Genomic DNA, 12,289 nt, shown 5'->3' on the forward strand with positions numbered 1-12,289 from the left:
CGGCCTTCTTTCCGTCACGCCGAGTGTCCCGCTGAGGATGCCGGCGTGACAGGCCGGCACTCCACGAGCGGTCCGGCCGAATCCCAAAAGAATCCCGAGCGCCTGGTGTTACGGGCGTGATTGAAGGACCAGCGAGAACAGAATGGCCAAGGAACCGACCCGCGTCCGCCGTCGCGAACGCAAGAACATCGTCTCCGGCGTGGCGCACGTGAACGCCTCGTTCAACAACACGATGATCACCATCACCGACGCCCAGGGCAACACGATCTCGTGGTCGTCCGCCGGCGCGATGGGCTTCAAGGGTTCGCGCAAGTCGACCCCGTACGCCGCCCAGGTCGCCGCCGAGGATGCCGGCCGCAAGGCCGCCGAGCACGGCATGCGCACCCTCGAGGTCGAGGTCTCCGGCCCCGGTTCGGGCCGTGAGTCGGCCCTGCGCGCGCTCCAGGCCGCGGGCTTCACCGTGACCTCGATCCGCGACGTCACCTCGATCCCGCACAACGGCTGCCGCCCGCGCAAGCGTCGCCGCGTCTGATCGGACGGACCCGGAGCCCTCTCGAACGGAGAAGCCCATGGCGGACGGATCGAAGCCCCTTCCCGGCGCCCTGCGTTGGAACATCGGCGACCTCACGGTCACCGCGCTCAACGACGGCTGGTTTCAGGGTTCGCTCGATCTCGTCACGGGCATCTCCAAGGACGAGGCCGGCGCGCTCCAGCGCGCGGGCTTCCGTCCCGAGGCTCCGGTCGTCACGCTCAACGCCTTCCTCGTCACCGGCGCCGGCCGCAAGCCGGTGCTGATCGATTCGGGCTACGGCCATCTCGGCCCCGCCACCCTGGGTCGGGTCCCCGCCGCCCTGGCGCTCACCGGCGTCAGGCCGGAGGAAATCGAGACCGTGCTCCTCACCCACCTCCATCCCGACCATGCGGGCGGGCTGATCAGGGAGGACGGGAGCGCGGCCTATCCGAACGCGGAGCTCGTGGTGCATGCCGCGGAAGCCGCGCACTGGCTTCCCGACGAGGCGCTGTCGCGGGCGCCGGATGCGGCGAAGCCGTATTTCGAGAACGCCCGCAAGGCGGTCGCGCCCTACGGTGCGCGGCTGCGCCGGCACGAGGGCGGCGAGCTGGTGCCGGGCATCACCGCCGTGCCGCTGCCCGGCCACACGCCGGGGCATTGCGGCATGCGGATCGTATCGGGGGACAAGTCCCTGCTGATGTGGACCGACGTGGTGCATATGCCGGCGATCCAGTTCAAGCAGCCGGAGGCGGGCGTCGCCTTCGACGTGGACGGGGACCAGGCGCGCGCCACCCGCAAGCGCGTGCTCGACGAGGTGGCGACGGAGAAGACCTTCATCGCCGGCTCGCATCTGGAGTTTCCGGCGCTCGGATACGTCGCCCGCGACGGCGCGGGCTACAGCTTCGTCCCCGCCCTCTGGGTGGCCGGCGAGACGCAGTGAGTTTTGGGACCGGTCCGGGCGCTCCACGAGCGCTCAAGGGCCGGCCGAAGCGCTTTCCGGGACGCCGGCGGCGCGGGTTTGGCAAGAGGTAGGACCGTGGTCATTCAGAAGAACTGGCAAGAGCTCATCAAGCCGAACAAGCTGCAGGTGTCGGCCGGCGACGACCCGAAGCGGGTCGCCACCGTGGTGGCCGAGCCGCTCGAGCGCGGCTTCGGCACGACGCTGGGCAACTCCCTGCGCCGCGTGCTGCTCTCCTCGCTCCAGGGCGCCGCGGTCACCTCGGTGCAGATCGACGGCGTGCTGCACGAGTTCTCGTCGATCCCCGGCGTGCGCGAGGACGTGACCGACATCGTCCTCAACATCAAGACGATCGCGCTGCGCTCGCAGACCGACCAGCCCAAGCGCATGACCCTGCGCAAGACGGGCCCCGGCCTCGTCACCGCGGGCGACATCGGCGCCGTCGGCGACATCCAGATCCTGAACCCCGACCTCGTGATCTGCACCCTGGACGACGGGGCCGAGATCCGCATGGAGTTCACCGTCGCCACCGGCAAGGGCTACGTCCCGGCCGAGCGCAACCGCCCCGAGGACGCGCCGATCGGCCTGATCCCGGTCGACGCGCTCTACTCGCCGGTGACCAAGGTCAGCTACCGCGTCGAGACCACCCGCGAGGGCCAGGATCTCGACAAGGACAAGCTGACCATGACGGTCGAGACCAACGGCGCCGTGTCGCCGGAGGACGCGCTGGCCTACGCCGCCCGCATCATCCAGGACCAGCTCCAGGTCTTCGTGAACTTCGAGGAGCCCCGCAAGGAAGAGGCCGCCCCGCTCGCGCCGCAGCTTCCCTTCAACCCGGCGCTGCTCAAGAAGGTGGACGAGCTGGAGCTGTCGGTCCGTTCGGCGAACTGCCTGAAGAACGACAACATCGTCTATATCGGCGACCTGATCCAGAAGTCGGAGGGCGAGATGCTGCGCACCCCGAACTTCGGCCGCAAGTCGCTCAACGAGATCAAGGAAGTGCTCGCCGGCATGGGCTTGCACCTCGGCATGGACGTTCCCGGCTGGCCGCCGGAGAACATCGAGGATCTCGCCAAGCGCTTCGAGGAGCACTACTGAGGCGAGGCCGCCTCGGGCTTAACTTGGCGGCGCTTCACGGCGCCGCTTGTTTGGCCGATCCGATCCGTCGCTCAACCGGGCGGCTCAACCTCCCGCCCCAGCGAAGCCGGGGCGGGCACTTCCAAAAGAATCCCGCCGCTGGGTTACGCGGATTTCCTGAAAACAGCCCCCAGGGCACTCGGCCGTACCGTGGCACGGCGGCCGTGACTGAGAAGGACCAGCCACCATGCGTCACGCCTATCGCGGCCGCCGCTTCAACCGCACCGCCGAGCATCGCAAGGCGATGTTCGCCAACATGTCCGCCGCGCTGATCAAGCACGAGCAGATCGTCACCACCCTGCCGAAGGCCAAGGACCTGCGTCCGGTCGTCGAGAAGCTGATCTCGCTCGGCCGCACCGACAGCATCCACGCCCGCCGCCTCGCCATGGCCCAGATCCGCGACGCGGACATGGTCAAGAAGCTCTTCACGGTGCTCGGGCCGCGCTACCAGTCGCGTCCGGGCGGCTACTGCCGCATCATGAAGGCCGGCTTCCGCTACGGCGACAACGCGCCGATGGCCGTCATCGAGTTCGTGGATCGCGACGTCGATGCCCGCGGCAAGGATTCCGGCCCGACCGCGGTCGAGACCGCCGACGCCGCCTGAGGTCGTTCCCCGCCGTCACCGGCGGCGGAACGCGTGACAATGCGACCGGATGCGAAAGGCGGCCCCAGGGCCGCCTTTTTGCGTGTTCGCTCAAGAGGGGTAAGAACGAACGTTCGAACCGGCGGTGGAGAAAGCGCCGGCATGCGGGCACTGGGACAATTGTGCATATGCCTTGCCGTCTTGCATCCGTTATCGTCGGGAAACGCGGCAGGGTCGAAGATCACCGGCAGGTCGGCGCCCCTCTTCCTGGCGTGTCCGGTCGGAAGGCGTTGTCGAACGGCAGGATGTGAACCGTGAATGCTCCCAACGAGAGCGCCGAGCTGCTGAGGGATCCGCTGCTCCTCGACAACCAGCTCTGCTACGCGCTCTACGCCGCGGCCCACCGGATGACGAAATCCTACCGGCCGATGCTCGAACGGATGGGGCTGACCTACCCGCAATACCTCGTCCTGCTCGTGCTCTGGGAGAACGACGGCATCACCGTCTCCGAGATCGGCCGGCGCCTGCGGCTGGATTCCGGCACGCTCACCCCCGTCCTGAAGCGGCTCGAAACGAGCGGCCTGCTCAATCGCAGCCGCCGTCAATCCGACGAGCGGGAGGTCGAGATCGCCCTGACCGATCAGGGGCGCGCGCTCCGGTCGGAGGCGATTGCCGTCCGCCAATCCGTCATGTGCCAGCTCAACATGTCGGAGCCGGAGATCCAGGCCATGCGGGCCGATCTGAACGCGCTCATCGAGAATCTCTCGACCACGAGCTGACGGCCGAGAAACGGGGCGCCACAAGTCATTTTGCCGGTTAAATTTCTGTTGAGGTCGGGCCCCCGCTTCCGGTAGTGACCCTTGTCGCTCAATGCTTGACGGCGACGGCAGCTTCGATCGCAGCGACGTGCTCTCCCGTCATCAATCCTTCAAGGAAGTTTGGCCTTGTCGGTGCCCGCTCGGGGCAGGCCCGGCGGCAAAAGCTGAGCGCGAACTGCGCCGGCCGCAGGGCGTTTCAGAAGTATGACGGCCGGCCCGATCGAGAGCAGCCGCGAAGCGCGGCCCCAGGTCGGCGTGCTGCCGATGCGCCGGACCCCCGAGGGCGGGACGGAGATCCTGCTCGTCACCTCCCGCGAGACGCGGCGCTGGATTATCCCGAAGGGCTGGCCGATGAAGGGGCGCAAGCCGTTCGAGGCGGCCGCCCGCGAGGCCTACGAGGAGGCCGGCATCGTCGGCCGGGTCGGCAAGCGCCCGATCGGCTTCTATCTCTACGAGAAGCGCCTGAAGAGCCGGGACGCGGTGCTCTGCCAAGTGACGGTGTTCCCGCTCGAGGTGCGCAAGCAGCTCAAGAAGTTTCCCGAGCGGGGCCAGCGCGAGGCGCGCTGGTTCTCCCCGTCCGAGGCCGCCGAGATGGTCATCGAGGCGGGCCTCGCCGGCCTGATCCGCGCGGCGGGCAACCGGGACCCGAAGAAGAAGCGCTGAGGGCGGGCTGCGCCGATGCGCCCTGGCGCGTCAGAGCGGCCACGGGCCGGCTCGGCGGGCGCGGTGCAGCTCACGCGCCTTGCCAGCCTGACGCGGCTCTAGAGATCCTCGCCGCAGCCGTCGAAGGGCGGCGCCTCCCTCCCCGCCCGCCCGGACGCGGCGGATGCGAGGCCGACGATCCGGCGGCCGATGCGGCTGCCGCTGCCGACCGCTTCTCCGAGGACGGATTCGACCGTCGCAGCCGTGATCCGGTTGTCGGAGCCTGCGGCGATGGCGGCCTGGGCGAGACGACGGACCATCTCCTTGATGAAAGCCGCGCTGGCTCCCTCCGATCGGGCAACGATGGCCTCGACCGTTCCGTCCTCGAAGGTGAGGGCTTGGCCGTAGAGGGCGACGAGCCGGCCGCGGCAGGTGGCGTCCGGATTCGCGATCTCGATCGCCTCGTCCACGCGACCGGGCCGCGAGGCCAGCGCCTCCTCGATCTCCTCGGGACGGTTGGTGGTGAGGATGAAGAGCACGTCGGCGTCGTCGCGCAGACCGTCCATCTCGTTGAGAAGGCGGTTGAGGAGAACCTCGGTCTTCGGGCTGTTCATGCCCTCGCGGGAGCGCCCGACGAGATCGACATCCTCCAGCACGACGATGCTGGGCTGGAGGGTGCGGGCGAGCAGCATGTAGCGATCGAGGTTGGCGACTTCCTCCGCGGTGATGAGCACCGTCGTACGCTCGGGAAGGTTCGATGCGACGTAGCGGATGACATGGGTTTTGCCGGTGCCGGGCGGGCCGTAGAGCAGGAGCCCCTTTCGCGTCGATTGCCCGAGCCGCCTGAGCGCGTCGCGGTGGCGGTCGAACTCGAAGACGTGCCGATCGAGCCGCGCCATCGTCGCGGCGTCGAGGATCACGGCCTCGCGCGTGACGACGGGCAGCTTGTGCACCTGCAGGGCCGCCTTCATGCCGGAATAGTCCGACCCGGCTTCGAAGGAGAGGACCTTGCCGCGATAGAGCGCGGAGTTCGCGCCGGCCGATTGAACGGCAGCGAGGAAGCCGCGGGCGAACGCCAGCGACGCGGGATCCGACAGGGTCGCGATTTCGACCTGCGTGAAGGTCCCTTCACGGAACTTTGTATATTGCGAAAGCAGCACAGCAATCGGCCGCCCATCGACCCGGAAAAGCCAGAGACCGTTGTTCAGGGCGGAGAACGGCTCCGCCTCGCCGACATCCATGTCCTTGTATTGGAGCGGCGTGACGGAGATCGTGTAGTCGCCCTGCCGGACCAGCAGGCTGGAGATGGTCAGGGGCAACTGATCGTGGAACTGATGCACGCCCAGCAGCGTGGGCGCGAACGGATCGATCCGATCCGTTACGGTCGCCTGGAGGTCGGGCAGCAGGTGCGCTCCGAACTGTCGGCGCGAACTCGTGATGCCGTTGACCTGCTCGGCGCCGAAATGTGCGACGAGTGCTTCCCACGCTTGGTCGAAGTTGCGGGACATTCCTGCGCTCCTTCAAGGGCCACCGCACCTTTGCAGGGCCTTCACAGAGCTTGTCGGCTGAAGGTCAGGAATAGCCACAGGCGCAGATCATATAAATATCTTAAACTAGGCTGATTTTATCAAATTTACTTAGATGCGCACGGTTCGCATATAATATAGTCCTTAGGACTCCGATTTCCAGATCACGCCGGATTATTTGATAGTTCGTCTTGCGCCCCGTCCGGGCTTTCATCGCGAGCAGGCTCGCCTTCCTCGATCCGCCGTTGCTCCGGATGGGACGCATGTCGCGCGTGCTGTTGATCGCGGAGCGTGGCGTCGCACTCCCAGCCGGCTCCCGAGGCAGCGGCTTTGGGCACGGGTCATCCCATGGCCGGCGCAGGTCCACTGCACCTGCCGAGGCTGCCCCCTCCTCGTCGCGATGCTCTCGGCCACAACTCCCGCTTCCACGACCGTTCTCAATGGCGCCTTACGGGCACTCGGCCTGCAAGTCTGGACCACCGCGGAGGATGCGTGCTGCGGGCAGGCTGCGCCGGTTCGACGATTAGCCGGGCGCAAACGAAAGCGGGCGCGAGAGCCTCAGCTCCCGCGCCCGCCTCGAAACTCCGTCGTTCCTGCCGGAACGATCAGGCCGCCGTGCCGGCCGCCTCGGCCGCCGCCGCCTGATCCTCGACCAACTTCCAGGTCTTGGTCTTGGAATAGGGACGGGACTCCTCGATGAACACCGTCTGGCCGACCTTGGCCGCATTGGCCTCGTCGTGCGCATGGTAGTTCTTCGAGCGGCGGACCGTCTTCTTCATCACCGGGTGGGTGAAGCGACGCTCCACCTTCACGACGATGGTCTTATCGGTCTTGTCGCTGACGACGACGCCTTGAAGGACGCGCTTGGGCATGTGGAATCTCCTCAGGCCTTGGCCGCGTCCAGCGTCTTCTGACGCTGCAGCGTGCGGACACGGGCGATGTCGCGGCGGACCTCACGGACCCGGGCGACGTTCTCGAGCTGGCCCGTCGCGCCCTGGAAGCGCAGGTTGAACTGCTCCTTCTTCAGGCTGATGAGCTCGTCGGAAAGCTGATCCGCCGACAGCGCGCGCAGATCAGACAGTCTCTGATCGGACTTCATGATCTCTTCCTATCAATCAGCGATGCGCTGGATGACGCGGGTGCGCACCGGCAGCTTCGCGGCACCGAGGCGGAGCGCCTCGCGGGCGATCTCCTCGGCGACGCCATCGACCTCGAACATGATGCGGCCGGGATGGACGCGGGCGGCCCAGTATTCCGGCGCGCCCTTACCGGAGCCCATGCGGACCTCGGTGGGCTTGGCGGTGACGGGGAGATCCGGGAACACCCGGATCCACACGCGGCCCTGACGCTTCATCTCGCGGGTGATCGCGCGGCGGGCCGCCTCGATCTGCCGCGCGGTGATGCGCTCCGGCTCCAGGCACTTGAGGCCGAACTGGCCGAAGTTCAGCTCAAAGCCGCCCTTGGCCGCGCCATGGATGCGTCCCTTGAACTGCTTACGGAACTTGGTCTTCTTGGGTTGCAGCATGGCAGCCTCTCATCATTCTCCAGGTGGCTCGCGATTACGCGTTGGCGTGATCGCGGCGGCCACGGCCACCACGGTCGTCGCCGTCACGCTCGCGGCGCCCGCCGGAACGGCCGCCCTCTTCCTGGGCGCGCTTGTCCTGCGCCATCGGATCGTGCTCGAGGATCTCGCCCTTGAACACCCACACCTTGATACCGCAGGTACCGTAGGTGGTGAACGCGGTGGCGGTGCCGTAATCGACGTCGGCGCGCAGGGTGTGCAGGGGAACGCGGCCCTCGCGGTACCACTCCGTGCGCGCGATCTCCGCGCCGCCGAGACGGCCGGCGCAGTTGATGCGGATGCCCTCGGCGCCGAGACGCATGGCCGACTGCACGGCGCGCTTCATGGCGCGACGGAAGGCGACGCGGCGCTCGAGCTGCTGCGCGATGGACTCGGCCACCAGCGTAGCGTCGACCTCGGGCTTGCGCACCTCGACGATGTTGATCGTCACGTCGGCCTTGGTCATCGTGCCGACGAGCTTGCGCAGCTTCTCGATGTCCGCGCCCTTCTTGCCGATCACCACGCCCGGACGACCCGAGTGGATGGTGACGCGGCACTTCCGGTGCGGGCGCTCGATGACGATCTTCGAGACGGCGGCCTGCTTGAGCTGCTTCATGAGGGCGGCGCGGATGGCCACGTCCTCGTGCATCAGCTTGGCGTACTCGCCCTTCTCGGCGAACCAGCGGGAATCCCAGGTCCGGTTGATGCCGAGACGCAGGCCGATCGGATTGATCTTCTGACCCATCGGTAACTCCTCAGGCCGCTTCAGCGCGCACTTCGCGAACCACGATCGTGAGGTTCGAGAAGGGCTTCAGGATGCGCGCGCCGCGACCGCGGGCACGGGCGTGGAAGCGCTTGAGCACCAGCGCCTTGCCGACGAAGGCCTGGGACACGACGAGATCGTCCACGTCCAGGTCGTGGTTGTTCTCGGCGTTGGCGATCGCGCTCTCCAGGCACTTCTTCACATCGCGAGCGATGCGCTTGCGGGAGAATTCGAGGTCGGCCAGGGCCGTATCGACCTTCTTGCCGCGGATCAGCGCCGCCACGAGGTTGAGCTTCTGGGGCGACACGCGGAGCATCCGCGCGACGGCCTTCGCCTCGTTCTCGGGGAGCGCGCGGGGGGTGGCAGGCTTGCCCATCTCAGCGCCTCTTCGCCTTCTTGTCGGCCGCGTGACCGGGGAAGGTGCGGGTCGGCGAGAACTCGCCGAACTTGTGACCGACCATCTCCTCGGTGACGTAGACCGGGATATGCTTGTGTCCGTTGTGCACACCGAAGGTGATGCCGACGAACTGCGGGAGAATCGTGGAGCGGCGGCTCCAGATCTTGACGACCTCGTTGCGGCTGCCGCCGCGGGCGGCGTCGGCCTTCTTGAGGAGGTAGCCGTCGACGAACGGCCCTTTCCAGAGGGAACGTGCCATGGCTGTTACTTCTTGCGGTTATGGCGGCTGGACAGGATGAAGGTGTCGGTCCGCTTGTTGGACCGGGTCTTCTTCCCCTTGGTGGGCACGCCCCAGGGCGTGACCGGGTTCCGGCCGCCCGAGGTACGACCCTCGCCGCCGCCGTGCGGGTGATCGACCGGGTTCATGGCGACGCCGCGGTTGTGCGGGCGCTTGCCGAGCCAGCGGTTGCGGCCGGCCTTGCCCAGCGAGATGTTCATGTGGTCCGGGTTCGAGACCGCACCGACGCTGGCGAAGCACTGACCGTGGACGAGGCGCTGCTCGCCCGAGTTCAGGCGCAGCGTCACGTAGCCCTGGTCGCGGCCGACGATCTGAGCGTAGTTGCCGGCGGAGCGGGCGATCGCGCCGCCCTTGCCGATCTTCAGCTCGACGTTGTGGACGATGGTGCCCACCGGCATCGAACCGATCGGACCGGCATTGCCCGGCTTCACGTCGACGCTCTCACCGGCCACCACCTTGTCGCCCGGAGACAGGCGCTGGGGGGCGAGGATGTAGCTCTGCTTCCCGTCGGGGAAGGTGATGAGCGCGATGAAGGCGGTGCGGTTGGGATCGTACTCGATCCGCTCCACCGTCGCGGGAACGTTGAGGTTCTCGCGACGCTTGAAGTCGACGTTGCGCAGGACCCGCTTGTGGCCACCGCCGCGGAAGCGGACGGTGATGCGGCCCAGGTTGTTGCGGCCGCCCGAGGAGCTCTTGCCCTCGGTCAGCGCCTTTACCGGCTTGCCCTTGTAGAGCTCACGGCGGTCGACGAGCACGAGCTGGCGCAGGCTCGGCGTGACCGGTTTGAATGTCTTCAAGGCCATCGGCTTGATCCTAACGCTTCAAGTCTCAGAGGCCGGTCGTGACGTCGATCGTATCACCCTCGGCGAGGGTCACGATCGCCTTCTTCACGTCCGAACGCTGCCCGCGCTGCCCGCGGAAGAACTTCTTCTTGCCCTTGGTCGTGAGCGTGTTGACGCTCGTGACCTTGACGTCGAACAGCTTCTCGACCGCTTCCTTGATCTGCGGCTTGGTGGCCTTCGGGGCAACCCGGAAGACGACCTTGTTCTGCTCGGTGAGGTTGGTCGCCTTCTCCGTGATGACGGGGGAGACGATCACATCGTAGTGGCGCGGATCGGCACTCATTTGAAACGCTCCTCCAGCGCATCGACGGCGGCGCGCGTCAGCACGAGCGTGTCACGACGCAGGATGTCGTAGACGTTGATGCCCTGGACGGGCAGCACGTCGATCTTCGGGATGGCGCGGGCGGCGCGACCGAAGTTCTCGTCGACCTCCGAACCGCCGATGATCAGCGCGCTCGACAAGCCGAGCTTCTCGAAGCGCTCGATCATCGCCTTGGTCTTGTGGCTGTCGACCTTGATGTCGTCGACGACGATCAGGGTCGAGGCCTTGGCCTTCGACGACAGGGCGTGCTTGAGGGCGAGCGCACGGACCTTCTTGGGCAGGTCGTGGCTGTGGTCGCGCACCACCGGACCGAAGGCCCGGCCGCCGCCGCGGAACTGCGGAGCGGAGGCCGCGCCGTGACGGGCGTTGCCGGTGCCCTTCTGCTTGTACAGCTTCTTCGAGGTGCGATCGACGTCCGAGCGGTTCTTGACCGCGTGGGTGCCGGCGCGCCGCTTGGCGAGCTGGTAGCGCACCATGCGCTGCAGGATATCGGCGCGCGGCTCCAGGCCGAAGATCGCCTCGTTGAGCTCGACCGAGCCGGCGGAGCCGCCGTCGAGCGTGGTGATATCGAGTTTCATCACGCGTTCTCCTCGGACGCAGGAGCGACAGCCTGGGCCTCGGGGGCCGCCTCGACCTGGGACGCGCCGGCGGAACCGTTCTCACGGAACTTGCCCGGCAGCGGCACGTCGGCCGGCAGCTTGCGCTTCACCGAGTCGCGAACCTGGATCCAGCCGCCGGCGACGCCGGGAACGGCGCCCTCGACGAGGATCAGGCCGCGCTCCGGATCGGTGCGCACGACCTTGAGGTTCTGCGTGGTGACGCGCTCGACGCCCAGATGGCCCGGCATCTTCTTGTTCTTGAAGGTCTTGCCCGGATCCTGGCGGCCACCGGTCGAACCGATCGAGCGGTGGGAGATCGACACGCCGTGGGTGGCGCGCAGACCGCCGAAGTTCCAGCGCTTCATACCGCCGGCGAAGCCCTTACCCGTGGTGGTGCCCGTCACGTCGACGAACTGGCCCGGGATGAAGTGGTCCGCGGTGATCTCGGCACCGACCGGGATCAGCGCGTCCTCGGACACGCGGAACTCGGCGAGCTTCTTCTTGGGCTCGACCTTGGCGACCGCGAAGCGGCCGCGCTCGGCCTGCGACACGTTCTTCACCTTGGCCTTGCCGACGCCGACCTGGAGGGCGACGTAGCCGTCCTTCTCGGTCGTGCGGTGTGCCACGACCTGGCACTGATCGATTTGGAGCACGGTGACGGGCACATGCTCGCCAGCGTCCGTGAAGACGCGGGTCATGCCGACCTTCCGTGCGATGACGCCTGAGCGCATAGGTCTCTCCCTCGCGCGATGAAACGGTAAGCTCTAAATCCAGCGCGGACTTAGAGCTTGATCTCCACGTCCACGCCAGCGGCGAGGTCGAGCTTCATCAGCGCGTCCACGGTCTGCGGCGTCGGGTCGACGATATCGAGCACCCGCTTGTGCGTGCGCATCTCGAATTGTTCGCGCGACTTCTTGTCGATGTGCGGCGAGCGGTTCACCGTGAACTTCTCGATATGCGTCGGCAGCGGGATCGGGCCCCGGATCTGCGCGCCGGTGCGGCGCGCGGTCGAGACGATCTCCTTGGTGGACGCATCGAGGATGCGGTGATCGAACGCCTTGAGGCGAATGCGGATGTTCTGACCGTTCATGACCTGACCTCGGCGGAAACGTTGGAAGGGCGGGCGCGAGGGCCCGCCCCTCTTACGTCCCCTGTCGATGATGCTTCGCGGTGGCGGTTAGTCGTTGATGGCGGCGACGACGCCGGCCCCGACGGTACGGCCGCCCTCGCGGATAGCGAAGCGCAGCTTCTCTTCCATGGCCACCGGCACGATCAGCACCACGTCCATGGTCACGTTGTCGCCCGGCATCACCATCTCGGTGCCCTCGGGCA

The 12,289-nt window shown here is 67.2% G+C and carries 19 protein-coding genes; 6 read left to right on the plus strand and 13 right to left on the minus strand.

All coding sequences use genetic code 11. From position 1 onward, the window contains the following. The first annotated feature begins 142 nt into the window (after positions 1–142). The 6 genes from rpsK (at position 143) to ABS772_RS22310 (ending at position 4,670) form a co-directional block, all read left to right on the plus strand. Complete coding sequence (gene rpsK, locus ABS772_RS22285; RefSeq protein WP_009866710.1) at positions 143–532, plus strand: 30S ribosomal protein S11; 390 nt, start codon at positions 143–145, stop codon at positions 530–532. Between the two features lie 37 nt (positions 533–569). Beyond that, entirely contained in the window at positions 570–1,451 is an 882-nt protein-coding gene (locus ABS772_RS22290) for an MBL fold metallo-hydrolase (protein ID WP_350396912.1), read from the plus strand. 78 nt (positions 1,452–1,529) lie between these two features. Then, positions 1,530–2,567: a DNA-directed RNA polymerase subunit alpha gene (locus ABS772_RS22295; protein ID WP_350396913.1), complete on the plus strand. Its 1,038-nt coding sequence runs from the start codon at positions 1,530–1,532 to the stop codon at positions 2,565–2,567. Between the two features lie 226 nt (positions 2,568–2,793). Continuing rightward, positions 2,794–3,210, plus strand: coding sequence for a 50S ribosomal protein L17 (rplQ, locus tag ABS772_RS22300; RefSeq protein ID WP_350396914.1), 417 nt, complete (start codon positions 2,794–2,796; stop codon positions 3,208–3,210). Positions 3,211–3,503: 293 nt separating this feature from the next. Beyond that, a complete protein-coding gene (locus ABS772_RS22305) occupies positions 3,504–3,968 on the plus strand; it encodes a MarR family winged helix-turn-helix transcriptional regulator (RefSeq protein WP_238256438.1) in 465 nt (154 codons plus the stop codon). A 243-nt stretch (positions 3,969–4,211) separates the two neighbouring features. Further along, positions 4,212–4,670, plus strand: a complete 459-nt coding sequence (locus ABS772_RS22310; protein ID WP_238256439.1) for an NUDIX hydrolase — start codon at positions 4,212–4,214, stop codon at positions 4,668–4,670. 98 nt (positions 4,671–4,768) lie between these two features. Here ABS772_RS22310 and ABS772_RS22315 read toward each other — a convergent pair whose 3' ends face one another. The 13 genes from ABS772_RS22315 to ABS772_RS22375 all read right to left on the minus strand — a co-directional run. Beyond that, positions 4,769–6,157, minus strand: coding sequence for an ATP-binding protein (locus ABS772_RS22315; protein ID WP_350396916.1), 1,389 nt, complete (start codon positions 6,155–6,157; stop codon positions 4,769–4,771). Positions 6,158–6,780: 623 nt separating this feature from the next. Then, positions 6,781–7,047 carry a 30S ribosomal protein S17 gene (rpsQ, locus tag ABS772_RS22320; protein WP_238255215.1) on the minus strand — a complete coding sequence of 89 codons (267 nt, stop codon included), beginning with the start codon at positions 7,045–7,047 and terminating at the stop codon, positions 6,781–6,783. An 11-nt stretch (positions 7,048–7,058) separates the two neighbouring features. Continuing rightward, positions 7,059–7,274, minus strand: a complete 216-nt coding sequence (gene rpmC / locus ABS772_RS22325) for a 50S ribosomal protein L29 (protein ID WP_003597107.1) — start codon at positions 7,272–7,274, stop codon at positions 7,059–7,061. A 12-nt stretch (positions 7,275–7,286) separates the two neighbouring features. Further along, complete coding sequence (gene rplP / locus ABS772_RS22330; protein WP_238255214.1) at positions 7,287–7,700, minus strand: 50S ribosomal protein L16; 414 nt, start codon at positions 7,698–7,700, stop codon at positions 7,287–7,289. Between the two features lie 34 nt (positions 7,701–7,734). Beyond that, positions 7,735–8,481: a 30S ribosomal protein S3 gene (rpsC, locus tag ABS772_RS22335; protein WP_238255213.1), complete on the minus strand. Its 747-nt coding sequence runs from the start codon at positions 8,479–8,481 to the stop codon at positions 7,735–7,737. A 10-nt stretch (positions 8,482–8,491) separates the two neighbouring features. Continuing rightward, complete coding sequence (gene rplV / locus ABS772_RS22340; RefSeq protein ID WP_009865531.1) at positions 8,492–8,875, minus strand: 50S ribosomal protein L22; 384 nt, start codon at positions 8,873–8,875, stop codon at positions 8,492–8,494. Position 8,876: 1 nt separating this feature from the next. After that, the gene (gene rpsS, locus ABS772_RS22345) at positions 8,877–9,155 is read right to left on the minus strand and encodes a 30S ribosomal protein S19 (protein ID WP_003597098.1); all 279 of its coding nucleotides are present in this window, start codon (positions 9,153–9,155) and stop codon (positions 8,877–8,879) included. A gap of 5 nt (positions 9,156–9,160) precedes the next feature. Next, positions 9,161–9,997, minus strand: coding sequence for a 50S ribosomal protein L2 (gene rplB / locus ABS772_RS22350; protein WP_012454029.1), 837 nt, complete (start codon positions 9,995–9,997; stop codon positions 9,161–9,163). Positions 9,998–10,022: 25 nt separating this feature from the next. Beyond that, the gene (locus ABS772_RS22355; protein ID WP_238255212.1) at positions 10,023–10,319 is read right to left on the minus strand and encodes a 50S ribosomal protein L23; all 297 of its coding nucleotides are present in this window, start codon (positions 10,317–10,319) and stop codon (positions 10,023–10,025) included. After that, on the minus strand, positions 10,316–10,936 hold the full coding sequence (gene rplD / locus ABS772_RS22360; protein WP_017485510.1) for a 50S ribosomal protein L4: 621 nt from the start codon (positions 10,934–10,936) through the stop codon (positions 10,316–10,318). Before rplD ends, ABS772_RS22355 begins: the two co-directional genes overlap by 4 nt. Beyond that, positions 10,936–11,688, minus strand: coding sequence for a 50S ribosomal protein L3 (gene rplC, locus ABS772_RS22365; RefSeq protein WP_238255211.1), 753 nt, complete (start codon positions 11,686–11,688; stop codon positions 10,936–10,938). The genes rplD and rplC overlap by 1 nt, the downstream gene beginning before the upstream one ends. A gap of 50 nt (positions 11,689–11,738) precedes the next feature. Next, a complete protein-coding gene (gene rpsJ / locus ABS772_RS22370) occupies positions 11,739–12,047 on the minus strand; it encodes a 30S ribosomal protein S10 (RefSeq protein ID WP_003597088.1) in 309 nt (102 codons plus the stop codon). 87 nt (positions 12,048–12,134) lie between these two features. Next, positions 12,135–12,289: EF-Tu C-terminal domain-related protein (locus ABS772_RS22375; RefSeq protein WP_456238272.1), on the minus strand; the 155-nt coding region annotated here is incomplete at its 5' end.

This window comes from Methylorubrum podarium (assembly GCF_040270385.1).
Taxonomy (GTDB): Bacteria; Pseudomonadota; Alphaproteobacteria; order Rhizobiales; family Beijerinckiaceae; genus Methylobacterium; species Methylobacterium podarium.